Raw genomic sequence first — 24,864 nt, 5'->3', positions numbered from 1 at the left:
GTTTGCAAAATGGAATAAGTAGTGATAAAAAAAGCACATTATCTGGATATAGCATAAAAGTTCCTTACAGATAGATTGAATGATAGAAATATGAATGTTGGATATAAATAAATAATGAAAATTTATGAAATGGTGTTTCATAAAAGCATAGATGAAAGCACTCATTTTTTTTATAGTGAAAATAGCTATGCTTCACGTCAGCATTTTATCGAATTAATACGTTTAGATATTGACGCTGAATTGAGTAATTTTAAGATGACATGCTTAAGTGATGATCAGTACGATTTAAAAGCATTGTTTGAAGAAGTTCATAAAGAAAGCCATTTGCATGTAGATAAAATGGAAGCTGAATTTATTCGTGATGCAATTGCTACATTTGATCAATGCATTTGTTTAAGAGTTAAAGAACGAGATGTTCTTAAACCAAGCGGAAATACTTTTCATATTTAGTCATGATCCAAACTGTATACAGAGATTCACGATTTTCGGTCGACATGTTAAAGTGTCATAACGTATCCCATTCTTCACCCCAGAACGAATGGGATTTTTTTTATTTTTTATAAATGGATAAAATAACTGCTAAGTGTTAATTTTTATTGATTAAATCATATTTTTAATAAAGTCCTCTCCACTAGTTTACAGCCTCATGGTGATTAATCTACCAATACAAAGCCATTGTGAGCAATGATTGTAAAAGATTAATTTGGGGTATTGATCATGGTTACGTTGTTATCACGAGTTTATTTAAAATTAGAGTTTATGAATTAATCATCATATCTTAGATTAATTGATTGAAATGAGATCTATAAAAAATTATGAAGTGAATAATTAAATATAAAAGGCGATTCTAAATTTTTTAGGCAAAATTTAAAATTTAGATGAGTCGATAAAACATTTTAAAAAATTGTAATTTTATAAAGAATAAAAAATATTTAAGTTTATCTTTGTCATATTGAGTTTAGTTTAATCTATGGAACATAAATTTTATCAAGTAAAATTTTGAAATATAGGGTTTAATTTTGTTTTTATGGAGCTTGATCAAGATAAAATACGATATTGCCTAAGCGAAGTTTTTAGTCATTAGATTGGCATATTTAGTTTGATGTTATTTAAACGAAAATTAAGTTAATTCCATTTTTTTCTTTGTTAAATTATCAAGTGAAATGTATTTTTTAGTGTTTTAAATATATTATTAATTTAATTCTACATTTCCAATAAAAATTTAAATAAATACAATTAATTATAGTGGTTTTGTGTTGGTTATTCGTTGATTTGTTGAACACTTATTCATCACATGTGATTATGTAAAAACTTTCACACTTCTCGTGTAAAAGTTAACGAATAATACAAATCATGGGAATTAATATGAATATTTTTACAAAACTAACACTAACTGCATTGTTAAGCACAGGTTATATCGCGACTACACAAGCCGCTGTTACTGGTCAAGTTGATGTCAAGCTGAATGTTTCAACGGGTTGTACTGTTGAGGGTTCTACTGTTACTGGAAATATGAACCAATTTGGTACATTAGATTTCGGTAAAACTTCTGGTCAGTGGTCAAACGTTTTGACTGGACAAGTTGCTTCTTCAGCGACAGGTGGTCATCTTGCTGTGGAATGTGACGGTGCAAACCCTGTTGACTTTACTGTTGCAATTGATGGTGGTGTACGTGCTGATCGTAGCCTTAAAAATACGACTGCTGCGGATACTGTGAATTATAACGTCTACCGTGATGCAGCACGTACTAATCCATATGTCATTAATACAGCTCAGACTTTCACTGCTGCGGCAGGTGTAGCTCAAGAAGTTCCAATCTTTGGTGCAATTGCTGCAAACAACGGCACTGCAAAAGCACAGGGTGATTATACAGACACTTTATTGGTGACTGTTAATTTCTAATCAGTATACGTAACAGTGAACAGGTTTGTTGTTGAACAGGCCTGTTTTTAGGAGGAACGTATGCACCTGTTACTTAAACAATGCGTTGGATTGCTACTTTGTAGCATTGTATCGTCACTCACCAGTGCTGGGCAGTTGGGCGCTAAGTTAAATATTCAACTTGAACTAGAGCCATCCTGCAAGATCAACAATGAGACCGTGAATAACGGAACAAATGGCTTGAATTTTGGACAGCTGGATTTCGGAGAAACCACAGCTGCATTTAATCAGGTGATAGAGACCAGTTTAAGTCAGGGTTCTACATCAGGTTTGACCATTCAATGCCCTGGCAATGCCCCAATAAAAGTTACCTTTGGTGCGGGGCAACATGACAGCAAGGTACCAGCACCTTTTGGCGCAAATTATTTTCGTGCAATCAGTAATGGCACAGATTTCCTTGCCTACAACATCTTATATGGAACTGCTCGGGAAGCGTTAAGGCCTAATCAAATCATTACTTTGACCAATAATGGTCAGCCGCAAACGCTTAATCTCATGGGTCAAACTGTTAATAATGGTCGGTCAGTCTCGCTTGGACAATATACCGACACTATTCCAATTACCATTGAATTTTAAAGAACAAAATCATGAAAAAAATAGGTTTAAGTGTTCTGCTGATTTCGATTGTTCAAAGTGGGTTTGCTGTTGATCCTGTAACTTCGGCAAGTTTTAAAGTGCAGGCGACCATTGAAAATGGGTGCAAACTCAGCAATGTCGAACAGTTACTTGATTTTGGTCGTCATGCTGTTGTGGCACAGGGGCAATTAAAAGGATCCGTCATCAATACTGCGCAAAGCTGGAATATTCAGTGTACTGCACGGCTACCGGTAAAGGTGATGTTGAATGGTGGTGATCACTTTTCAAATAACTTTCGACGGATGAAACATGCCCAGCAGAATGAGTTTGTACCTTATCAGCTTTATCAGGACAGTAGTTTGCAAGGTGAATATGCCAGTGGCAGTACTTACTCACTGACACCAACCACTACTTTGAATACCGTACTGGGTTTTGCAGTTTACGGCGTTGCAGACTTGAATAATAACAATCAACCACGATCAGCAGGCCTGTATAAAGACACGGTCGCAATTACGATTACATGGTGATTCTATGAGCTTAAATAAAATGAAAATATGGTCGGGCAGGACTTTCTCTGCGGCCGCGATATTGATGGTCACTTCACCAGTATTTGCACAGGCCACTTTTTTAATCTGGCCAATCTATCCCAAAATTGAAGAAAACGAAAAAGCCACTGCGGTATGGCTACAAAATACCGGTAACTCTGATGCCATGGTACAGATTCGGGTATTTAAATGGGATCAGAATCATCAGCAAGATGCTTATGCGGAACAAACTGAAGTTATTCCAAGTCCACCCGTGGCAAAGATCAAGGCAGGTGAAAAGCATATGTTGCGTTTAACCCGCTCGGCTGCTGTACCTGATGCAAAAGAACTGGCCTATCGAATTATTGTCGATGAATTACCCATCAAAGTGAATCCAGAAACGGATAAAGAAACATCGACAGTCAGCTTTCAGATGCGTTATTCGATTCCTTTGTTTAGCTATGGCAAAGGACTTGGCAGTGGTTTAACTGAAGTTTCACAAAAAGCCAATACTAAAAATCCTTTGGCTAAACCGATATTAAGCTGGTGGGTCAAGAATAATGAACAGGGCAAACCTGAACTTTATATTAAAAATACTGGTTCAAAATTTTCACGACTTTCGGGAATTAAATTAACTCCGACTTCAGAGCAAATGGCTTTTGGCAAAACCGCCTTTGGTTATGTGTTGGCAAACAGCACCATGAAGTTTGATCTAGACAACAAGTTACTCAACAGCCTAAGTGGTCAAACCAGTTTGTACGGGGTTGACAGTTCAGGAGTGAAACAGGAATTGGTTGAGATTAAAAAAGAAGGAGGGGGGTAAATGGGTTATTTATCAGGGTTACACACCCCTTCTTTTTTATGCAAAAGCCTGACATTGATATTGGTTGCGAATATCCCATTGCTGAGCTGCAATGTCTATGCAAATGGTTTACCCCCGCCACCACGAGATGTTTCAGAAGTGAATAGCTTATTTAAGCTCTATCTGGACTTGGTGATCAATCAATATTCGACAAGGCAGGTGATCCCCGTTATTGTCAAAGGCGATCATTATTTTATCCAGCAGTCGAAACTGGATGAGTTGCAGATTAAGCTGCCTGCGGATGCACTGCAGCAACAGTCAGAAAAAAACCTGACGGATCTGGATGTATTCACTTTAGGCTTTTCGGGCAAGGCTTTGGATTGGGTCAGCCTCAATCAGATTCCTGAATTGAAGTATGAGTACAATTCAGCGCAACAGTATTTTAGTCTAGATCTTCCTGCCAGCTGGATGCCTGTGCAGATACGCGGCTTGGATTCTTGGTATCAACCTGAAACAGCGCAGTCGGGTATTGGTTTATTAAATAACTATGACTTTTATACCTACCGCCCAGAGAATGGTGGCTATAGCAGTACACTGTTTACAGAACAGCGCTTTTTCTCGCCTTATGGCGTATTGAGAAATTCAGGGGTTTATAGCAAGACTGATTTTAAATCTGATGGGATTGGAAACGACTCAAATCAAGATAATGATGGCTACCGCCGCTATGACACCACTTGGCAATATGATGACCCAGTCAGGGTACTTTCATTTTTAGCGGGTGATGTAATTACAGGAAGTAAAAACGCTTGGGGAAGTTCAGTGCGTTTAGGTGGATTACAGTTACAACGTAATTTTGGTACCCGTCCAGATTTGATTACTTATCCTTTACCTCAGTTTAAAGGACAAGCGGCCTTACCGAGCACTGTGGACTTATTGATCAATGGACAGAAAGCCAATTCAACCGATGTGCAATCAGGCCCTTTTATTCTAAATAATGTTCCATTTATCAATGGTAAAGGCGAGGCGGTGATTGTCACCACAGATAGTGTTGGCCGTCAGGTGGCAACCTCTGTACCATTTTATATTTCGAATACGTTGCTTAAACCGGGGTTATTGGATTATTCGGTGTCTATGGGACAAATCCGCGAAGACTATGGGATTAAGAACTTTGAATATGGCAAATTTGCCAGTTCAGCAGATGCACGTTACGGGATTAATGACTGGCTCACGGCTGAAGGACGAGTTGAGCTCTCCGATTCAATTCAGTTGGCAGGATTGGGTTCAGTGCTTAAGTTGAATCGGTTTGGGGTGTTAAGTGGTTCGGCAACCCAAAGCTGGGCTGATGGAGAGCTTAATCAGTTAAATAATAACTTGAATGGAAATAAAAACCTCAAGGGAAATCAATACACGCTAGGTTATAGCTATAACCAACAACGTTTTGGATTTAGTCTCAATCATACCCAACGCGATCAGGATTATTATGATCTTTCACGCTTGCAATATACAGATTTGATTTCAGCCAACAGTCATAAAAGTTTGGTTGCCAATACTTATTTTGCCACAGAAAAGTCGGGTACTTTTGGGGTGGCCTATATCCGAACCAAGAGCCGAGACATTGAAAATAAACTGATGAACCTGTCTTGGGCACCGGTATTACCGTCCTATCTGCGTGGTGCAACGGTGTCGTTAAGTGCCAATCGGGATTTTGTAGAAAAAGAGTGGAGTGCCGCATTTCAGTTGTCGGTTCCATTTTCCAAGAGCAGATCCACAGCCAATCTAGGTTATAGCCAACAATCCAGTGGCGATTATGCTTATATCAACTATAACCGCAGTGTGCCATTGGATGGTGGCGTTGGTGTTGATTTAACTCGACGCTTTAATGAAAACAGCGATGATTTTAATCAAGCCCGCGTGAGCTACCGTAACCAATATTTTAATACCGATGTCGGCATGTCGGGTAGCCATGACTACAACTATTGGTTTGGACTTTCCGGTTCAGTGGTGTTGATGTCAGGCAATGTCTTTGCTGCCAATCGATTGGGTGAGTCGTTTGCTTTGATTGATACTAACAAAGTTGCAGATGTTCCTGTGCATTATGAAAACAGTTTAGTGGGGCGGAGTAACGCCAAGGGCTATGTTTTTGTACCGTCAGTGACCCCGTATTACGCAGCCAAATACAGCATCAATCCGATAGATTTACCTTCCAACTTTAATGCAACCCAAGTTGAAAATCGGATTGCGGCAAAACGTGGTTCAGGTGTGGTGATTGGCTTCCCAATCAAACAGTCTTATGCGGCGAATGTGTCTTTAGTGCAAAGCAATGGGCAAGCAATTCCTGTGGGTGCGGTGGTACATCGTGCCGATCAAGAATCGAGTTATGTAGGGATGGACGGGATTGCTTATCTTGAAGATCTGAGTGCAGAAAATACCATTCGGGTGCAACTGCCAGATCAGCGCGTATGTGAAGCAAACTTTTCGTTGGATTTAAAACAAGCGCAACAACAGATTGCTGTGATTAAGTCAGTTGTTTGTCGTGAGGTGGCTAAACCATGATTACTTTAAAAAAAATAATACCCGCAGGTCTATTATTCTCTGGATTAATATTGATTACTGCTCAGAGCTATGCGGATTGTAGTGTTAACTCAAGTGGCAATGTGTCCATTGGTAAGGTTCCTTCCATTACTCTGGCAGAAAATGGAGTTCAATCTTCGCAATTCAGTGCAGGTTTATCCTGTAGTGGATTTAGTTTGGCTGCTTTAAATACAACTTATCTGAAATATCGGGTTGATCAGATGCCAGCAAACTATATCAATAGTGTCACTGGTGAACGTCTTACTGTGAATTATTTGGATACCAACAGTAATCCAATTACTGTGGGGCAAGAAAGAGATATGAGTAGCTTTACAATTATCAATTTCTTTACGGGGCCAAATGGTGCGTTACCATTTTATGCAAAAATTAATCCTGGACAAGCTGTATCGCCTGGGATCTATAGAGCTGAAACACCATTTAAAGTCAAATGGTATTATTCTGTGCCTGCTATTGCTGTAGCTGGAATAGGATTTTATTTTTCAAGCCCTGGTTTTAATCGAGGTATTTTTGGAATCGGGTTTGATTGGGGAAGTGGTAGTGATTCTTCATTAAATTTGAGTATTGAAGTTTTACCAGACTGCCGTATTGCGACCAATGATGTAAATTTTGGAACAGCAGCCTTTGCAGATGCTTTTACACCAGTGAAAACTTCTATGGGTATACGTTGTTCAGTCAAGACCCCTTATAAAGTGAGCCTGAATGATGGTCTTTATCCACAAAATGGCAATCAACGTGCGATGAAGTCAGAGACGGGTAATAACTATATGAGTTATGAAATTTATAAAAACTCAAGCACAGAACGCTGGGGAAGAAATAACGAGCAGTGGTTGAGTGATGTTGCGACTACAAATCCTGGTATTTATGATGCGAAAACTCAGCAAGGTTATGCTTTCACAACAAAAGTTCTGGAAACAAATTCACTGAGTCTGCCTGCTGGTAAATATAGTGATACTATAACTGTACAGGTTGAATTTTAAAGGCTTATCCAATATAACATCATGATTTTTAATCATGATGTTAATTATAAAAAAGAATACATATAATTAAATTATTAATTTACACTATTGAAAATACCTAAACTATATTCTTTTATTTATTTAAGTGGTTTTATATTAAATTTTAGTGAAATAAATGATTATTTTTTTGAAAAAATTTCTTACATCATATTATTTATTTTATCGCCAATTTCTTGTATTTGTTTGTTAAATGATTTTTTTGTATTTCGTGTGCTTAAATTAATCATGCTATTTTTTTATAATGATTCTGATTTTATGTTTTTAAATCATTAATAGGTGTTTAAAACACCAATATAATTTTCAACAGATGTTTTTTTTATTAGTATAAGATTATAATAATTTTTTTAATTATAAGAGGGTTATCTGTTGTGCGAGTCTATGCATATTTTAGAGTTGATGATTTGTCTATAGAAAACAGTAATTATGTTTCCTATATTTCAAATGCTGGTTATGAAATACCAAATAAACGAGTGATCTTTGAAGAGGTTGAAGCGGGTATATCATTAAAATATAGAAATAAATTTATTAATTTGGTGAATTATGCGATGGAAAGCGGTGATTTATTGTTAATCAATGGAATTGATTCATTAGGTGGTAACTTTAACGAAGTAGCTTCAAGTGTAAACTTGATTTTTAAAAAAAAAATTCGATTAATCTGTTTAGATTTTTCTAAAAATGAAATTGTGGGAGATCTTAAGAAATTATTTATGCATTTTTTAAAGTTATGTTCTGATTTTGAAGAGAAATCTAGTTTTTCTAAAAAGAGCATTATGAATAAAGCAAAAAAGCGTGTCGGCCGTCCCGAGATTTTAACTGATAAGCAAAAGAAAGAAGCTTTGGATAAGTTTAAAAAGGGCCATACTGTTTATTCAATTGCTAAGCATTACTCAGTTACTCGAACGGTTATTCAACGTTTAATTTTAAAATCTTCTGATGTCATTAATAGTGATGAAAAGTAAATGAGGGGTCTAAAACTTCAAAAAAATCATATAAGTAGATTTGCAATTGCGCAGAAAAGATCTGATTTCAACAAAACAATTATTGTCCAATTGGTTTATGTGTTGCGACAAGTAAATCCCAAAAAAGCAAAAAATTTGATGAGTCATTATAGTATTGAAATAAAGTCGATAAATGGTTTGATCAACTATAGGATTCAAGGGATTAAACATGAGGGAAAAATGATTATCTTTTTATATGGTTCTGACTTATATTTTTTAGATCTAGGTAAGTCATTATTTGATCATGAATATTGATTTATTTGTGGTGTGCTAAAATATATTGTTATAGTTGATTTGTTTGTTGCCTAAAATAAAATTTAAGATATTTTTTTGATATTGTGTTTTTTTATTTATTATTAATATGTTTTAAAGTTTATTTTAAATAAATCAATTTTTAATTAATTTTTATAATATGAGGATTTGGTTTTATAAATTTTTAAATATTTTATTGAGTTGTTGTATTTTTTTTTAAATTAAATGTTTCTTGAGTTAATGTGTGTGGAAGGAGGGTGGCTATTTTTATTTTGAATTTAGTGAATTGTATTTAAAGGATTAAAGTATTTGTTAAGTTTAAAAAAATTTTATTAAAATAATATTTGTAAATGATTTAGAAAGCTACAAGCTCAATTTAAAATTTAAATGTCAAAATATTTGGGAAGTATCCAAAATAGGGATGAATACTTCCCAACATAGTCAGAACGGCTTTATCAATAAGCAGTCTAAATTTGAACCATCTTAATTTGAATAGTCTTAAGTTAAAGTTGGCATTGAAAATTGTTTGTTTTCACGGATGTTGGCAGAAGGCCAGCGTTGAGTAATGGTTTTTCGACGCGTATAAAAACGTACACCATCTGGACCATACGCATACAAATCACCAAAGAGTGAACGTTTCCAACCACCAAAACTATGATAAGCGACAGGTACAGGCAAAGGAACATTGATACCCACCATACCTACTTTAATATGATCAGAAAAATAACGTGCTGCTTCTCCATCACGGGTATAGATGCATGTTCCATTACCATACTCGTGGTTATCAATCAGATCCATGGCTTGTTGCATGGTTTCAACCCGCATAATTTGTAAGACTGGGCCAAAAATTTCCTGTTGGTAGCTGTGCATATTCGGGGTAACTTGATCAATTAAAGTGGGCCCCACAAAAAAGCCATTTTGAAAATCGTCAACGCTTGCTTGTCTGCCATCCACAACGATTTTTGCACCTTGTTGCTCTGCACTGTCAATAAAACCAATCACTTTGGCTTTATGTTCTGCCGTAATCACAGGCCCAAAATCATTATTTTTATCGGCAAAATGTCCGAATTTTAATTTACTGATTTCATTTTGAAGTTTAGCAATGACGGTATCTGCAATTTCGTCACCGACTGCAACCGCAACAGAAAGCGCCATACACCGTTCACCAGAGGAACCAAAAGCAGCACCAAGGAGGGAGTTCACCACATTATCGACATCTGCATCGGGCATGATAATGGCGTGATTTTTTGCGCCACCTAAAGCTTGACAGCGTTTGCCCGCAGCTGTGGCCGTTTTATAAATATATTCAGCAATTGGTGTTGAGCCTACAAAACTAACCGCTTGAATACGCTGATCATTTAAAAGTGTATCTACTGCAACTTTATCGCCATTCACCAGATTAAAGACACCATCAGGAAGTCCTGCTTCTTTTAGTAATTGAGCAATATATAATGTTGAAGATGGATCACGCTCAGAAGGTTTTAAAATAAAACAGTTGCCACAGACAATTGCCATTGGGAACATCCAAAGTGGCACCATCACAGGGAAGTTAAATGGGGTAATTCCTGCAACGACACCTAAAGGTTGAAATTCACTCCAAGAGTCAATATTCGGCCCGACATTTTTGGAGAATTCACCTTTTAAAAATTCGGGTGCACCGCAAGCATATTCAACATTCTCAATCCCGCGCTGTAATTCCCCAGCTGCATCATGACATATTTTACCGTGTTCTAAACCAATTAGTTCACAGATTTTATCGGCATTTTTTTCAAGTAACTCTTTAAACTTAAACATGACTCGCGCACGTTTGATTACTGGCGTATCACGCCATGCGGGAAAGGCATTTTCTGCTGCTGCTATTGCATCAAGTACCGTTTTTTGGCTGGCAATAGCCACTTCAGAATTTGATTCACCTGTTGCTGGATTAAATACTTTTTGGCTACGACTTGCTTCCGTTGAAAGCTGTCCATTAATAAAATGTCCGATTGTATTCATTGATATCTCCTGATTTATTTTGGTTAAAAATTAACACCATAATTGCTGATAAAGTTTTACGATTTCTTGTTTGGTTGGAAGACGAGGGTTATTACTTGGTGAGCCTGAAGCAAGTGCTTGTTCTGCCATAGTATTTACAACTTCGTCAAAATATTGCTTATCTGCTCCAAAAGCTTCTAAAGTTGGCACTTGAAGGGATGTATTAATGTCTTTTAATGCTTCAATTAACTTGGCATTGGCAGATTCAACAGAATCATTTTGCTGCGCAGCACCCATGGCCTTGGCACAGTCCGCATATTTTTCAGGTTCTGCGGGAATTGAATACTCAATAATCATGGGCAATAACATGGCATTTGATAAGCCATGTGGGACATGGAAAAACGCACCAATAGGGCGACTCATGCCATGAACTAAGGCAACAGATGCATTATTAAAAGCCACACCAGCCAATGTTGCACCCAGCATTAATGCTTCTCGGGCAACTTCATCATTTGGATCAAAATAGACTTTTTTAAGATTTGGGCCAATTAAGCGCATTGCCTCTAATGCTTGAGTATCACTATATAGATTGGCTTTTTTGCTGGTATAGGCTTCAATCGCATGGGTTAAAGCATCTATACCTGTATCTGCTGTGGTACGGGCAGGTAAACTTAACGTTAGTTCATAATCTACAATCGCAGCAATGGGCATAAAACCAGCACCGACACAGAGCATTTTTTCATTACTTTCATCATCAGTAATGATCGTGAATTTGGTTGCTTCAGAACCTGTGCCTGCTGTTGTTGGAACAGCAATAATTGGTAATCCCTGTTCATTGACCTGTCTAGGGAATTTATAATCTCGGATTTTTCCACCATAGCGACCTAAGATGCCAATTGCTTTTGCACTGTCAATTGGACTACCGCCACCCACAGCAATAATTGAATCATATTGATGTGCTTGAATAAACTGAACCCCAGCTTCAATTGAACTAGATGTGGGTTCTGGAATGGTTTGATCAAAAAAGTCTGCTTCAATATTTTCACTTTTAAGAATCTTTTGAATATCGGCGATATAGCCTAACTTGACCATCATTTGATCAGTGATGATCAGTGGTTTATTACAGCCTAAGCTTTTTAAAATATAAGGAATTTTCTCTCGGGCATTTTTTCCGACTTCAAGAAATCTGGGCAACAAAATCGTGTGTGACATAAGCGAACTCCATTTTAGTTTCATTCCATTTACATGCATTTTGTATTTGAAAAAGACCAAGTTGCATGCTGTAAATTGGCTTTATAATATTTGTATATTGATATATATCGTATCAATATAAAATTATATGTAAACAGGTTTTTTACGATTTTAATTTAAATAAAATTATTTATTTATAAATAATAATAGCTTGATGTGTTTTTTAAAGTGAAAAAGAATTTTGTCTAGATTCATTATTAAAAATTAGCTATACATATATATCGATACATTATGTATCAATATAATTAAATAAATGGAGTTTAGAATGATAGGACTATTTGGAATAGTAGTGTCCTTGGTATTGCTGATGTATTTAGCTTACAAAGGTTTTAGTGTCATTATTTTGGCGCCTGTACTTGCACTGTTTGCGGTCATTTGGAGTGGAATGACGCATGAATTATTAGGATTTTATTCGCAAGTATTTATGAGTGGTCTAGGTGGGTACATCATTAAATATTTTCCACTTTTTCTTTTAGGTGCTGTCTTTGGCAAACTCATGGATGACAGTGGATCAGCTCGCACAATCGCAATTTTTTTTGTTGAACGCTTAGGGCATCATCGCGCGATGTTATCCATTGTGATTTCCTGTGCAATCTTAACCTATGGCGGTGTCTCGCTTTTTGTGGTGGGCTTTGCTGTATTTCCAATTGCTTCGGCATTATTTAAAGAACTAGGTATTCCTAAACGATTCATTCCTGCGGCAATTATGTTGGGGGCATTAACCTTTACAATGACCGCATTGCCTGGTACGCCTGCGATTCAAAACGCAATTCCAATGCCATATTTTAAAACAGATCTATATGCTGCACCTGTGCTTGGCATCATTGCTTCGATTTTTATGTTAATCACGGGGATGTGGTGGCTAAATAGAAGAGTCGAACATTCGATAAAACAAGGAGAAGGCTATGGCAATCATATTGAACATCATAAAGAAATTTTAACCCATTCAGATCCTAGTTTACTGATTGCAATGATCCCGATTGTTTTGGTGATTTTATCGAATTTAGTATTATCTAAAGTGATTTTTCCAAATATGGATACTTCATATTTGGCAACGGCTCAATTTGGTCACACCAGTCTAAATTCTGTGATTGGCCTATGGTCGATTATTACAGCATTGGTGATCGCATGTATTGCCATTATTGCTTTAAATTGGAAGCGGATTAATGATATTCGAGACAGTATTCAAAATGGTGTTTCTTCTTCATTTTTACCTATTTTTAATACCGCCTCAGAAGTGGGATATGGGTCAGTTATTGCATCTTTAGCTGGTTTTGTCATTTTAAAAGATTTTTTAGTTGGTTTAGCGCCGAGTAATCCACTGGTTTCTGAAGCAATTTTGGTTAATGTACTGGCTGGGATCACAGGTTCTGCGTCTGGAGGTTTGAGTATCGCATTAAATACGATGGGTGAAACCTATATGAATCTGGCGCATGAATTTGGTATTTCACCTGAATTGATGCACAGAGTTGCCTCTATGGCTTCTGGATCTTTAGATTCACTTCCTCATAACGGTGCAGTGATTACCATTATTGCACTTTGTGGTCTTACACATAAGCAATCTTATTATGACATGTTTGTGGTCGCAGTCATTTTTCCACTGCTTGCGCTAATCGGGGTGATTACGCTGGGTACTTATTTTGGATCATTTTAATGCTTGAGTTTTAAAGCTAGAGACTTGGGGATTCTAAGTCGCTAGCTTTTATTATTTAATCGATTGAATTTTTTATATAGGTGTTTAAATCATTGGCTGCATCTCTTAATGCATCTTGATAGCTGATTAAGTCATCTAAGGATTTTCGAATACTTGGCGCATGGGTATATAAGCAAGCAATAATTTCACCATTGGGGTGGAGTATAGGTACTGAACAGGCCACCATCCCTGCGATAAACTCTTCATTATCGGTGCCTAAATTTGTTACGCCAATACGCTGAATTTCAGATTCCAGCAGATTAAGATCTGTAATGGTATTTTTGGTGTACTGGGTGATTGGAATATTTTTTAGAATATTTTTCCTTTTTTCTGCGGATAAATGGCTTAAAAAAAGTTTGCCACTCGATGTACACCAGACAGGCACTGTTGAGCCTACAGGTAAATATACTTGTAATGGCCAGTTTGTCTGTATACGGTCTACATACAGCATATGATTATCTTGTAGGATGGCTATACCACAGGTTTCACCAATCTTATTTGACAGTTTTTCTAAAATAGAAAACCGCTCAATTCTAAATTTTTCATTTTCCCAAACATTAAATAGTAGTTGTTTGACTCTTCGACCTACCAACAAGCCACCATGTAAATCTACTTTGACATAACCTTCTTTTTCTAATAATTGGATGAGTCGATGAATACTGGGCTTTGGAATATCAAGGGCTAAAGAGAGATCAAGTGGAGAAGGGGGATGTTTGGCTTCACCAATCGCTTCTAAAATCTCAAGGACTCGTGTGATTGATGAACCTTTATTTCGTTTTGTATCTTGTGTCATAAAATTTTCCAAAAGACCCTGCTTCATTCATACCCACTTGAGCTTATGGATATTATCATTTGAATGTTATAGATATGAAATTTTTATCTGCCATACTTTACCGTAATCATGGTTTTATCAGTATGCGAAATTTTATACCTATCATGAATGAGAAGAGAACAATCAGCAATAATCAACTATCTATCGAGCTAAAAAAATTGTGTTATTCAAGGCTTATTTGATTCAATAAGCCTTTAAAATATTAACGTGATTTATTCCAACTCAAAACTTTAAATAGTCCAAACATCACAATAATCCAGATTGGAATCAAAATGACCGATTCTTTAAAGTTTTGTACCCACATGATATATAGGATCATACTGATAAAAATTAAAACAATATAATTACTTACGGGTGAAAACAATGAGGGAAATTTTACCCTTGTCCCTTCCAGTTTTTTAGCACGTTTAAATTTTAAATGGGTAAAACTAATTAGTGCCCAGTTTAAAACCAAAGCAGCAACGGCCAAATACATCAGATGACTTAGAGCTTCTTCAGGCACAAAATAATTTAGTAACACGCACCCAAAAATTAGGATAGAAGAGAAGATCACCGCAGAGATTGGTACACCTTGTTTGCTGACTTTTGCAAACATCTTCGGTGCATTGCCTTGTACTGCAAGTCCATACAGCATACGACTATTGGCATACATACCACTGTTATATACCGAAAGCGCAGCAGTCAGAATAATAAAATTGAGTAGATGTGCTGCCCAGCCTAAGCCCAATTGGCTGAAAATCATCACAAAGGGACTTTTATCTAAACCACCCAGATCAAGTTGATTCCACGGAATTAATGACATGATGATGGCAAGAGAAGCCACATAAAAAACCAAAATGCGGAAAATCACGCGATTGACAGCTTGTGGTATGCTTTTTTCAGGGTTTTCTGCTTCGGCAGCCGTCATCCCAATCAATTCAATGCCGCCAAATGCAAACATTAAAAAGGCCAGCATATAAAACAACCCTGAAAAACCATGTGGGAAAAACCCACCATGTTGCCAGAGGTTTGCCACAGTTGCAGTTGAATCAGTACCTGCTGTGAGCAAAAGATATAAACCAAATACAATCATCGAAATTACAGCAGCAACTTTGATAATGGCTAACCAAAATTCTGATTCACCATAAAATTTAACATTGCCCAGATTAAAACCAGTCACGATGACAAAGAAAAATAAAGCGGAGACCCAAGCGGGGATATGCGGCCACCAATAATGCACATATTTAGCCACCGCTGTAAGTTCAGTCATGGCGACTAAAATATACATTACCCAGTAATTCCAGCCTGATAAAAAACCAGGAAATTTTCCCCAATATTTTTGTGAAAAATAACTGAATGAACCTGCAACAGGTTCTTCTACAATCATTTCACCCATTTGGCGCATGATTAAAAAGGCAATTAAACCGACGATGGCATAGCCTAAAATAATCGAAGGACCAGCAGATTGGATGACTTGTGCAGAACCTAAAAATAATCCTGTACCCACAGCGCCGCCCATAGCGATCAATTGGATATGACGATTTTTAAGTCCACGTTTTAATTGGGAAGATGAGCGATTCAAAATATGCTGTGCTGAATAAAAGAAGCCATTGTAATAGATTGGCTATAGATAACCTAGTTTGAAAACAATGTTGTTGAGGCAATTTTATAAGATATTGAACACCGAAATATTAGAACGCTTCCATCTATCAAAATATGATCATGTTGAGTGAATCATATTGTTATTGAGAGAGCCTTCTCGCTTTGGGAGAAGGCTAGGATGAGGGGGATCTATACTTCTAAAAAGACTTATAAAACAATCCTATTAAGATTGTTCTAATGTACGCAGTGGATGCATGCCCTCAACCATACCCATAAATGGTGGGTATATTGAGTAACCAACCAAGGCTTGAAGTTCAGGCGAAATCGATCGTACCGTGTCTTTGGAAAGTTCAAGCAAATAGTTTTCTTGTTGTCGTACATAGGCTTCACAGTACTGATGGGTGATTGCAAAGCGTGAGGATTTCGAATGATTTTGACCACCACCATGCCAAGTCGTACCGAGGAAAAAGATCACTGAACCTGCAGGCATCACTGCGGGTATCGCTTCTGATCTTTGTGCAAATCGATCATCTCCCCAGTGATGGCTGCCAGGAATAATCACTGTTGCACCATTGTCTTCAGTAAAATCATCAATTGCCCAGACAGTTGCAGCACCAAGTGGCTGACGAGGGCGTGGGAGGCGATAAAAAGCATCATCATAATGCAGACTTTGAGCGACTTCACCTGAAAGAATATTAATAATTTGACTCTGAGAGAGCAGGAAATTGGGTTGAAACAGACGATCCATAAGACCAAGAATATGAGGATGTACCGCAAGTTGATCAGTGATTCGCGTTTTTGAGAGAACGTTATAGACACGTTGGGTTTGCTGTCCTTCAAATGGGTTACGTCCAGTTTGACCAAGCAGGGCAAGGCCTTCTTGCTTAATTTGCTGGCAGGTTTCTTTGCTGATCAGGTTGTTGATGATGACATAACCATCACGCATTAAGCTTTGGAAATCTCGTTCGATTTCTGGCGTATTTCGCTCAGGCCCTGGTTGTAATTGTCGATGGGTCTTTGCGTGATCTTTTTTATTATATTGACGAATATCTAATTTAGACATTGAAAGCTCCTTGATTTAACGTGCTGGGCAGAACGGAACAGTTAGTTGATATTGTTTCCTGCCTTGGTTTTTTTATTAGTATCTCCAGATCACAGTGGGCTGAGTTGTAGGGTATTGCTAGTCAGGTTCCAGAGTTGTTTGAATAGTTCCTCATTTGAGGGCCTTTCTTTGGCAAGGATGGCTTGATCAATCGCCAGACGCAGACCTCCCATCAGCATTGCTACTGTTGTATTCGGATTAAGATCTGGACTGATTATTCCCAACTTTTGCCCTTGAGCAATGTTACGTGCACCCGCTTCTAATAATGCCTCCATGTGTGCACGTTCGATATCAAGAACTTCAGGTTCACGGGCAAGTCGCCCAGCAATCAAAGGTGCCAGAGGATGATTATAGAAATAGTCAATAATTGCTTTGGTACGGGTTTTTTCGCGTTCTCTCCATTCAATATTTGTTGGAATGCTGTCACCCAAAGCAAGCGCTCTCAATGGTTCATAGAATTGATCCACAACAGCGGCAATCAGACCTGTTTTTGAGCCAAAGTGATGATAGGTGAGCCCAGCTGATGTATTCGCTCTTTTGGCTATGGCACTGATCTCCATATGTCCATTGTTAGCAATCAATTCCTGTTCTGCTGCAGTGATCAAGCGTTGGTAAGTCACCATCTTTTTTTTGGTCATGATTTTATTCTTAAAAAACTGAATTGAATTCAATTTAATTTTTATTAAAGAGATTGTCAACAGTATTAAGCCAAGATTCGTTAAAGAAATGGCTTTACCATAAGCTCGAAAGTGGGCTTAAGTCTGAGTAAGTGGAAGTATTGTTAGTGAGAAAAAATTAGAAAAGGCAAATATAAGTGAGTACAAATATGACAGAGATTTTTAATTGATCGCTTTTAAATGAATGGTTTTTATTTGAATTTAACTTTTATTTATTCTGTTCAATATTTTGAAAAGTCTTTTTTAAACCATAAGTCAACATAAAATTCCCCTCATCCTAGCCTTCTCCCAGCGGGAGAAGGGACTTTCAATACAACTATGAATCACTCCAGATGATTATTTATTGATTTATGTAAGAGTCCTAATAAAATATTTAATTAATGACAATTTTGTAATAAAAATGCTTTATCGAACATTTACCAATATCTTGTTTCTTTTTTGTATAAATGTAATTGTAAATTTAAAAAACTACTATATAAAATTAATCATTAATTTTTAAAATGAGTAGGATTGTGAAAAATTAAACAGGTATGGATTCGCTTTAGTATGATTTTAAAATAATTTATTGAATTCTATTTTATCTTTGTAGCGTAGAAACATACTTAGTTGAGTTTTTTAAAGATCATGAAAATTGTAATGGGAAAGAAGCTGTTTTTTGTTTGGCTATTGATGTTTCAATTTACATTTCAGAATGTCTGGTATGTGGTTGAATCTTTATGCCTTAATGAAATTTCGATTCAAAAGCATATAAAACAAAATATTTATGATAAAGAATCACTTATTGCCATGGGTGATGTTGAAAGAAATATTGAAAAAATAAGTTATAACAATGAAATAAATCAGTTTTGTCAAAATATTTGTTTAAATGATAAATGTAATTTCATATCGAACTTTGCTGATTTAAAAATTGAACGCTATTTTGAAAATACATTTAATCCATTTTTTAATCTTCTCATTTTTCAGAGATACAGATGGTTAAATTTTTATCAATCCCCTGAATTAAATAATTTATCTCCTCCTCCTAAATTCAATTAGCTATACGGTGGTTAGCTAAAGCAGCTCCCACCATTTTATATTTTTGTATATGCTGAGGAGTATTTAAATGTTTAGTCAAAAAAAATCTATATGTTATTTTGTGGAATCATCATATTTAAATTTTATGTTTAAAATAAGTACCTTGTATTCTTTGAAATTGATTAAGAGTCATACGGAATTTTATTCGATAGAATATGATTTATTTTATTGTGGGAGGAAATAGTATGAGTATTATATTTTCTTCCAGAATAAGGACCATGGGCTCAAGAGTTATTGGTTTTGTATTGGCAATAATTATTGCTTTTAGTTTTGGTCTATGGCACGACACTTTTCCATTGATTGAGCATCTTTTATGGTTGCTCGGTTGGTTTTTAGTAGGAATTGGTGCGATGGGACGGATATGGTGCAGTATCTATATTTTAGGTCATAAAAATGCGAAGTTAGTTATGGATGGTCCATATTCCATATGTCGAAATCCACTCTATTTCTTTAGTTTTTTAGCTGCACTGGGGATTATGTTTTTAACTGAAACCTTGTTCTTTCCTGTGGCTTTTAGTTTGTTTTTTTTAGTTTATTATTACTTTGTCATACGTCAAGAAGAGCGTTTTTTGAGGAAAAAATTTGATCAATTGTATTTGAATTATACTCAAACTACACCACGCTTTTGGCCGAGTTTTAAAAACTATTCTGAACCGCAATATTGCCAAGTGTCATCCAAACATTTTAGGTTGTTCTTAACTCAGGTGATCTGGTTTTTCTGGGTCGCTGCGTTTGTACAACTGTTTGAAGAGCTTCGATTGTTAGGGGTTTTTCCTATTTATTTCAATATATTTTAATCCGCTTTTATTAACTTGATTTGAGGTTTAGAGTATCTAGTAAAAGTTATATTATTGGGTACTCTAAAAGGATTTAATTATAAGGCTTATCTAGTCACAATAAAGGAAGTTATATTAATGTTGAAGTGATTGTCGAATAGACACTTCAATTGTGAATTATATAAGGCTCCTCTATAATTAAATTCTTGCGTGTAGAAAATAGAGAAGTATGTCATCACAATCTCAAGTCGCTTCTACTCAGGTGACAAAACGGCAAACCAAGCCAGCAGAAGTCCGAATTGATGAGCTGATGAATGCTGCACAAACGCTTTTTTTGGCAAAAGGCGTTGAAGCCACCACCATTAGCGAAATTATTGCCAGTGTGGGCGTTGCTAAAGGGACCTTTTATCATTACTTTGAATCGAAACAGCATATTGTTGAAGCATTAAAAAAACGTTATATCGATTTTTTTATCGCGGCTTTAGATAGGGCAGTTGCAACATGTGATGCTGAAGATTGGGTCAGTCAATTTAAGGTTTGGGTCTCTGCCAATATACAAACCTATCTCGAAAGTTATGCAGTGCATGATATTGTTTTTGGCGCACATCACCATGAACGTAAAAATAATGAAAAAAATATGATATTGGAACAACTGCTGCAAATCTTAAATGGAGGGCAGCAGGCGGGTATTTGGCATTTAGAACAGCCAAGATTGACTGCTTTATTGATTTATTCTGGTGTGCATGGGGTTGCAGATGAAGCAATTGCCAATCAACTGCACGATAGCACAGATTTTTCTCAGCAAATTGCGCTGCAATATTTAAAAATGCTCCATCATGATGGCTAACTTTCAGCATTATCTTGAATCTTATAAATCGCTTCTCGTCTGATATTTTTTTATGATCAATTTTAATTAAAACCCTAAACGATGCATTTAAAAGTTAACCATTTTGCTTAAGTCGCGATCAGTGATGATCTTTAAAAGCACTTTCAAGACAGTTATAAAAAATGAAAGGTTTGGGTTTTAAGTGGGTTTTTATACATTGACCGACGGTCGGTCAGTATATAATATAATGATTCTCATTTAAATGATCTAGGTGATGTATGAATGCATCTCGCCAGCCGATTTATCTTATTTTAGCGCTCTATATCAGTACCTTTCTGTGTTTGGTGGATTTAAGCAGTGTCAATCTTGCACTTGGAAGTATTCAAAGCCAATTTAATAGTGATATGGCGGATCTACAGTGGGTGATTGATAGCTATGCTTTAAGTCTATCGAGTTTAATGTTAGCGGTGGGGGCATTAAGTCAGCGTATAGGGCGTAAAAAATTATGGTTGCTGGGTGTGATCATTTTTATTGTGGGTTCATTGATTTGTGCAATGGCAAGCAATTTTAGCTTGTTGATTATTGGACGAATGATTCAGGGAGTGGCTGGTGCAGTTTTAATTCCTTTGGCATTGGCGATCATGGTGCATCATTTTCATCAACCGCAAGACAAAGCGCGTGAAATTGGTCGCTGGAGTTCGTTTAGTGCGTTTTCATTAATTGTCGGCCCATTGATGGGGGGATTATTGGTACATCATTTTGGTTGGCAAAGTATTTTCTGGCTTAATCTTCCTGTAGGGATTCTGACGATTTACTTGGGTTATTATGGTATTGAGGCGGATCAGAAATCGGTGCCTGTACCGTTTGATTATTTAGGTTTGCTCTACAGTGCTGTAGCGATTGTCACATTAACGTATAGCATTATCGCATTACAACATGTGCATTTAGCGCATTGGTTTATGCTAAGTATTTTCTTATTTATCTTGGCAAGTATGGCGTTTGTATGGCAGCAAAAACATGCCACTCATCCATTGATCCCCAATCATTTATTTAAAAATAAACGCTTTTTAGCCTATAACGCGATTTCTTTTATTTTAGGGTTTGCAGGATATAGTTCGTTATTTATCTTTGCCTTGTTTTATCAAAATCAGATTGAGTTAACTGCAGCACAGGCGGGCTGGTTGATTGCACCACAGTTTTTAACACAGGCATTTGTTTCCATCGCTTTTTCTAAACTACACCATCGTTTTACTGTGGCAAGCCTGTTAACGCTGGGCTTGGCAATTGCAGGCACAGCCTTGTTGGCGATGATGAGTTTTCAAACTGATTCATCTTTTGCGCTATTTATCTTTTGTAGTGGACTTATGGGCATAGGAATGGGATTGATCGTGCCGGGCTCAAGTACATTGATCATGGGCAGTGTACAAGTGCAAGATGCAAACTTTGCCGCAGCTATTTTAAATACATTACGCCAATTGGGAATGACAATTGGGATTGCAGTATTAGGTACAGCGATGACCTTTGTGACCACTTTGTCTCAGCAGCAGGGTAACAGCTTACAATCTGCTGAACTGCTGGCTTTCCATGTCACAGTCATGTTGATGGGCGGACTCTTTCTACTGTCTATTTTGTTTATGTTATATAGCCAAAAACAAGCGAAATAGTCGAGTGGAGAGGTGTTGAATATGACTTGCTAGAAGTGATGTTTAAGAAAAAATAAGTATTTTCGGTGCTTGGGAATTTTTCGCAAATTATTCTATTTAATTTATCTGCACCTAGAAATTAGTTCATCATTTTGGAAAGTAAATTATAAATTGATAGAAATTAATTTGCCCTAGTTGACTGAATAACTTTACGGAATTTAGTAGATTTTATACTCAAGTTACGACTTGAATTTGAGTATGAAATCGTTGTACCTTCTTAATGTTTATATAGTAAAGCCACTAAAGGCTAAAGTATTGTAATTAAATGTCTTTAATCTAAATAAGTATTTACATATGTCCAGATAAATTTGACTTTTTTGTGTGTATAATGTCCAGATGAATAGCACTATTATGTATGTTGATTTATGAGGGAGAGTTTTATGCATAAGTCTTTTAAGCTTTCTAGTTCTTGTACTCAAAATGAACATCAAACATCAAGTGTTGCTAAACAAGTTCAGTCAAAAATCAGTAAATACCAGCGTGGGCGTATATTCACTGCTGAGAATTTAAAAGTTGAAGGTTCGCATGATGCCGTTCTGCGTTCCCTTTCTAGATTGGTAGAAAAAGGCGAGATTAAACGTATTCATAAAGGTATTTACTATAAGCCTGAGATGAGTCATATCTTAAAAGGTAAAGCTTTACCTCCAGACTTGAATGAAACAATCAAGGTGATCAGTCGTTCGAATAAAGAGAAGTTGCAAGTACACGGAGCGATAGCAGCCAATAAATTGGGAATCTCGAATCAAGTGCCAATGACAAAGGTGTTTTATACCAGTGGAGCATCACGAGAGATCATTATTGCAGGATCTAGAGTGAAGTTTATTCACACTGAAAGCAAAATTTTATTGCAATCAAGTAGTACAGAAGTGGGCCTAGCAATCTCTGCTATGTACTTTTTAGGAAAAGAATTGGTTAATGAAAGAGTGATTCTTCAAATCAAATCATATTTAACAGAAGAACAGTTCGAAGACCTAAAGAACTTAAAATTAACCAGTTGGATGAAATCAGCATTAGATAAGAAAGAATATAATCATTATGACGTCATCACCTAAATCATTCATGCACCTAACAGTAAAGGACCAATCTGAAATTTTTCGTGATTATGCTTCAATCACGCCTAATCGGGGGATAGAGATAGCCGAAAAAGACTTGTGGGTATGTTGGGTGCTCAAAATGTTATTTGAAATGCCTAATCACCTAAATATGGCTTTCAAAGGTGGGACGTCTTTATCTAAGGTATTTAATGTGATTGATCGTTTTTCTGAAGACATTGATATTACTTTGGATTACCGTCAATTTAAGGCTGTTGATGAGTTGCACTTAGAAGAAAATCAAACTGCTCCAAAACATATAGGTTCGGCTGTGAGTAGAAGGATTAATAAAAAACTTGAACTCGAAGTGCGTTCTTATGCTGAAGATGTTGTAGCTCCCTATCTGAGAGAAATGGTTGCCCAATTGCCAAGAAGTGAACTCTTTAAAATTAAACTAAATGAAAAGGGTGATGCTATTGAATTTTCTTTTCCTTCAATTCAGAAAAGTGATCAAAGACAAGGCTATATGCTTCAATATGTATTAATTGAGTTTGGTGGTCGTAATATCATTGAACCGAATGATATATGTTATGTTACTCCTTATATGGCTGCTTCTTACACAGATTTTGAATTCCCTTCCAGTATGGTTACTGTACTTTCAGCACATCGTACATTTTGGGAAAAAGCGACTTTGATTCATGTTGAGTGTCATCGTGGTGTCAGACAGGATGCTGCTCGACTATCAAGGCACTGGTTTGACTTGATGTATCTTAGTAATCATACAATTGGCCAGACTGCCATTCAAGACGTTAATTTACTAAAAGATGTAGTCGCACTGAAAAATATTTTTTTCAATGCGGGTTATGCAAATTACCCTAAGTGTCTTTCAGGTGATTTTGTTTTAGTTCCAGATGATTTGGGTATCCGTCAGCTTAGAGTTGATTATGAAAAGATGATTGAATCTAATTATTTAAACGATTCCACGATCAGTTTTGATCAAATTATTCAATCTACACAACTAACGCAAGATCTAATTAATCAGATCATTAAAGATCACAACTTAAACTCATAATAAATGTTGCATTTATTTACTTCATAAATCATGAGTGAGTAAAGATTAAATAGTCATTGTGTGTAAGAAAACAGAGTAAAAACAAAGTATTACTTTGTTTGGAGCGCAAAGATAACCCAGTACAGAAGCGAGACATTCGGCTTCTTTCATCAGCCCTTTTAAGATTGTAAATCAACATAAAAGCCCCTCATCCTAGCCTTCTCCCAGTGGGAGAAGGGACTTTCAATAGCAAAATGATTTACGCCATATAATCATATTTTGCTTTATGAAAGATCTATTGCTTATACAAATGAATTAAAACTTTTCACTGTAATAGGTGGCTTTGCAAACACCTTTGCGTCATTGAATCCAACATGGCGTAGCTATCGTGGCGTATAGGAGTATCCCTTGCTCAACATGAGCAAAAACAAAGTACTGCTTTGTTTGTAGTGCAAAGATAAGATAGTGCAAGAGTGAGACATTCGGCTTCTTTCATTAGTCCTTTTTAAGACTATAAATCAACATAAAAGCCCCTCATCCTAGCCTTCTCCCAGTGGGAGAAGGGACTTTCAATAGCAAAATGATTTACGCC

General features: G+C 36.5%; 21 protein-coding genes. 15 read left to right on the top strand and 6 right to left on the bottom strand.

Going from position 1 to position 24,864, the window contains the following annotated elements; genetic code table 11:
• Window positions 1–114 precede the first annotated feature (114 nt).
• From AC07WY_RS06395 to AC07WY_RS06360, 8 genes are all read left to right on the top strand, one after another.
• Window positions 115–450 carry a hypothetical protein gene (locus AC07WY_RS06395; protein WP_262086475.1) on the top strand — a complete coding sequence of 112 codons (336 nt, stop codon included), beginning with the start codon at window positions 115–117 and terminating at the stop codon, window positions 448–450.
• 915 nt (window positions 451–1,365) lie between these two features.
• On the top strand, window positions 1,366–1,902 hold the full coding sequence (locus tag AC07WY_RS06390; protein WP_096734693.1) for a Csu type fimbrial protein: 537 nt from the start codon (window positions 1,366–1,368) through the stop codon (window positions 1,900–1,902).
• Between the two features lie 60 nt (window positions 1,903–1,962).
• Entirely contained in the window at window positions 1,963–2,517 is a 555-nt protein-coding gene (locus AC07WY_RS06385; protein WP_209827154.1) for a spore coat protein U domain-containing protein, read from the top strand.
• An 11-nt stretch (window positions 2,518–2,528) separates the two neighbouring features.
• Window positions 2,529–3,044, top strand: a complete 516-nt coding sequence (locus tag AC07WY_RS06380) for a Csu type fimbrial protein (RefSeq protein WP_494735985.1) — start codon at window positions 2,529–2,531, stop codon at window positions 3,042–3,044.
• A 19-nt stretch (window positions 3,045–3,063) separates the two neighbouring features.
• Window positions 3,064–3,864: a fimbrial biogenesis chaperone gene (locus tag AC07WY_RS06375; RefSeq protein WP_494736231.1), complete on the top strand. Its 801-nt coding sequence runs from the start codon at window positions 3,064–3,066 to the stop codon at window positions 3,862–3,864.
• Entirely contained in the window at window positions 3,865–6,396 is a 2,532-nt protein-coding gene (locus tag AC07WY_RS06370) for a fimbria/pilus outer membrane usher protein (protein WP_494735984.1), read from the top strand.
• Window positions 6,393–7,412, top strand: coding sequence for a Csu type fimbrial protein (locus AC07WY_RS06365; RefSeq protein WP_262086471.1), 1,020 nt, complete (start codon window positions 6,393–6,395; stop codon window positions 7,410–7,412). Before AC07WY_RS06370 ends, AC07WY_RS06365 begins: the two co-directional genes overlap by 4 nt.
• A 407-nt stretch (window positions 7,413–7,819) precedes the next feature.
• Window positions 7,820–8,410, top strand: coding sequence for a recombinase family protein (locus tag AC07WY_RS06360; RefSeq protein WP_262086470.1), 591 nt, complete (start codon window positions 7,820–7,822; stop codon window positions 8,408–8,410).
• Window positions 8,411–9,199: 789 nt separating this feature from the next.
• Here AC07WY_RS06360 and AC07WY_RS06355 read toward each other — a convergent pair.
• Together AC07WY_RS06355 and AC07WY_RS06350 are read right to left on the bottom strand one after the other, a co-directional pair.
• Window positions 9,200–10,696 carry a CoA-acylating methylmalonate-semialdehyde dehydrogenase gene (locus AC07WY_RS06355; RefSeq protein ID WP_494735983.1) on the bottom strand — a complete coding sequence of 499 codons (1,497 nt, stop codon included), beginning with the start codon at window positions 10,694–10,696 and terminating at the stop codon, window positions 9,200–9,202.
• 30 nt (window positions 10,697–10,726) lie between these two features.
• Window positions 10,727–11,887 carry an iron-containing alcohol dehydrogenase gene (locus AC07WY_RS06350; protein ID WP_434279255.1) on the bottom strand — a complete coding sequence of 387 codons (1,161 nt, stop codon included), beginning with the start codon at window positions 11,885–11,887 and terminating at the stop codon, window positions 10,727–10,729.
• A gap of 304 nt (window positions 11,888–12,191) precedes the next feature.
• On the opposite strand from AC07WY_RS06350, the gene AC07WY_RS06345 reads away from it, so the two are divergent.
• On the top strand, window positions 12,192–13,580 hold the full coding sequence (locus AC07WY_RS06345; RefSeq protein WP_262086467.1) for a GntP family permease: 1,389 nt from the start codon (window positions 12,192–12,194) through the stop codon (window positions 13,578–13,580).
• A gap of 55 nt (window positions 13,581–13,635) precedes the next feature.
• Here the strand turns inward: AC07WY_RS06345 and AC07WY_RS06340 are convergent, their stop codons facing one another.
• The 4 genes from AC07WY_RS06340 to AC07WY_RS06325 form a co-directional block, all read right to left on the bottom strand.
• The gene (locus AC07WY_RS06340) at window positions 13,636–14,412 is read right to left on the bottom strand and encodes an IclR family transcriptional regulator (RefSeq protein ID WP_262086466.1); all 777 of its coding nucleotides are present in this window, start codon (window positions 14,410–14,412) and stop codon (window positions 13,636–13,638) included.
• 241 nt (window positions 14,413–14,653) lie between these two features.
• Window positions 14,654–16,012, bottom strand: coding sequence for an amino acid permease (locus tag AC07WY_RS06335; RefSeq protein WP_262086465.1), 1,359 nt, complete (start codon window positions 16,010–16,012; stop codon window positions 14,654–14,656).
• Window positions 16,013–16,255: 243 nt separating this feature from the next.
• The gene (locus AC07WY_RS06330) at window positions 16,256–17,095 is read right to left on the bottom strand and encodes a phytanoyl-CoA dioxygenase family protein (protein ID WP_262086464.1); all 840 of its coding nucleotides are present in this window, start codon (window positions 17,093–17,095) and stop codon (window positions 16,256–16,258) included.
• A gap of 89 nt (window positions 17,096–17,184) precedes the next feature.
• On the bottom strand, window positions 17,185–17,772 hold the full coding sequence (locus AC07WY_RS06325; RefSeq protein ID WP_262086463.1) for a TetR/AcrR family transcriptional regulator: 588 nt from the start codon (window positions 17,770–17,772) through the stop codon (window positions 17,185–17,187).
• Between the two features lie 675 nt (window positions 17,773–18,447).
• Between AC07WY_RS06325 and AC07WY_RS06320 the strand changes: the two genes are divergently transcribed.
• The 6 genes from AC07WY_RS06320 to AC07WY_RS06295 all read left to right on the top strand — a co-directional run bounded on the left by AC07WY_RS06320 (window position 18,448) and on the right by AC07WY_RS06295 (window position 24,293).
• Window positions 18,448–18,846, top strand: coding sequence for a hypothetical protein (locus tag AC07WY_RS06320; RefSeq protein WP_262086462.1), 399 nt, complete (start codon window positions 18,448–18,450; stop codon window positions 18,844–18,846).
• 224 nt (window positions 18,847–19,070) lie between these two features.
• Window positions 19,071–19,682 carry a methyltransferase family protein gene (locus AC07WY_RS06315; protein ID WP_262086461.1) on the top strand — a complete coding sequence of 204 codons (612 nt, stop codon included), beginning with the start codon at window positions 19,071–19,073 and terminating at the stop codon, window positions 19,680–19,682.
• A 208-nt stretch (window positions 19,683–19,890) separates the two neighbouring features.
• Window positions 19,891–20,508 (top strand): TetR/AcrR family transcriptional regulator, encoded by a 618-nt coding sequence (locus AC07WY_RS06310; RefSeq protein ID WP_262086460.1) that lies wholly within the window; start codon window positions 19,891–19,893, stop codon window positions 20,506–20,508.
• Between the two features lie 257 nt (window positions 20,509–20,765).
• On the top strand, window positions 20,766–22,151 hold the full coding sequence (locus AC07WY_RS06305) for an MFS transporter (RefSeq protein WP_262086459.1): 1,386 nt from the start codon (window positions 20,766–20,768) through the stop codon (window positions 22,149–22,151).
• Window positions 22,152–22,570: 419 nt separating this feature from the next.
• Window positions 22,571–23,242 carry a DUF6088 family protein gene (locus AC07WY_RS06300; RefSeq protein WP_419336722.1) on the top strand — a complete coding sequence of 224 codons (672 nt, stop codon included), beginning with the start codon at window positions 22,571–22,573 and terminating at the stop codon, window positions 23,240–23,242.
• 121 nt (window positions 23,243–23,363) lie between these two features.
• Window positions 23,364–24,293: a nucleotidyl transferase AbiEii/AbiGii toxin family protein gene (locus AC07WY_RS06295; protein ID WP_419336720.1), complete on the top strand. Its 930-nt coding sequence runs from the start codon at window positions 23,364–23,366 to the stop codon at window positions 24,291–24,293.
• Window positions 24,294–24,864: the final 571 nt, after the last annotated feature.

It is taken from the genome of Acinetobacter sp. GW821-FHT01C12, assembly GCF_059422625.1.
Note: the sequence above shows the minus strand (reverse complement) of the source record. Positions and strands in the feature narration are given on the sequence as shown.

Excerpts from the sequence above, each read along its gene's own strand:
- AC07WY_RS06385 (WP_209827154.1), top strand. The coding sequence starts at position 1,963 with ATGCACCTGTTACTTAAACAATGCGTTGGATTGCTACTTTGTAGCATT.
- AC07WY_RS06300 (WP_419336722.1), top strand. The coding sequence starts at position 22,571 with ATGCATAAGTCTTTTAAGCTTTCTAGTTCTTGTACTCAAAATGAACAT.
- AC07WY_RS06350 (WP_434279255.1), bottom strand. The coding sequence starts at position 11,887 with ATGTCACACACGATTTTGTTGCCCAGATTTCTTGAAGTCGGAAAAAAT.
- AC07WY_RS06395 (WP_262086475.1), top strand. The coding sequence starts at position 115 with ATGAAAATTTATGAAATGGTGTTTCATAAAAGCATAGATGAAAGCACT.
- AC07WY_RS06365 (WP_262086471.1), top strand. The coding sequence starts at position 6,393 with ATGATTACTTTAAAAAAAATAATACCCGCAGGTCTATTATTCTCTGGA.
- AC07WY_RS06375 (WP_494736231.1), top strand. The coding sequence starts at position 3,064 with ATGAAAATATGGTCGGGCAGGACTTTCTCTGCGGCCGCGATATTGATG.
- AC07WY_RS06355 (WP_494735983.1), bottom strand. The coding sequence starts at position 10,696 with ATGAATACAATCGGACATTTTATTAATGGACAGCTTTCAACGGAAGCA.
- AC07WY_RS06330 (WP_262086464.1), bottom strand. The coding sequence starts at position 17,095 with ATGTCTAAATTAGATATTCGTCAATATAATAAAAAAGATCACGCAAAG.
- AC07WY_RS06310 (WP_262086460.1), top strand. The coding sequence starts at position 19,891 with ATGTCATCACAATCTCAAGTCGCTTCTACTCAGGTGACAAAACGGCAA.
- AC07WY_RS06340 (WP_262086466.1), bottom strand. The coding sequence starts at position 14,412 with ATGACACAAGATACAAAACGAAATAAAGGTTCATCAATCACACGAGTC.
- AC07WY_RS06320 (WP_262086462.1), top strand. The coding sequence starts at position 18,448 with ATGGGAAAGAAGCTGTTTTTTGTTTGGCTATTGATGTTTCAATTTACA.
- AC07WY_RS06295 (WP_419336720.1), top strand. The coding sequence starts at position 23,364 with ATGTTATTTGAAATGCCTAATCACCTAAATATGGCTTTCAAAGGTGGG.
- AC07WY_RS06315 (WP_262086461.1), top strand. The coding sequence starts at position 19,071 with ATGAGTATTATATTTTCTTCCAGAATAAGGACCATGGGCTCAAGAGTT.
- AC07WY_RS06370 (WP_494735984.1), top strand. The coding sequence starts at position 3,865 with ATGGGTTATTTATCAGGGTTACACACCCCTTCTTTTTTATGCAAAAGC.
- AC07WY_RS06390 (WP_096734693.1), top strand. The coding sequence starts at position 1,366 with ATGAATATTTTTACAAAACTAACACTAACTGCATTGTTAAGCACAGGT.
- AC07WY_RS06305 (WP_262086459.1), top strand. The coding sequence starts at position 20,766 with ATGAATGCATCTCGCCAGCCGATTTATCTTATTTTAGCGCTCTATATC.
- AC07WY_RS06345 (WP_262086467.1), top strand. The coding sequence starts at position 12,192 with ATGATAGGACTATTTGGAATAGTAGTGTCCTTGGTATTGCTGATGTAT.
- AC07WY_RS06325 (WP_262086463.1), bottom strand. The coding sequence starts at position 17,772 with ATGACCAAAAAAAAGATGGTGACTTACCAACGCTTGATCACTGCAGCA.
- AC07WY_RS06380 (WP_494735985.1), top strand. The coding sequence starts at position 2,529 with ATGAAAAAAATAGGTTTAAGTGTTCTGCTGATTTCGATTGTTCAAAGT.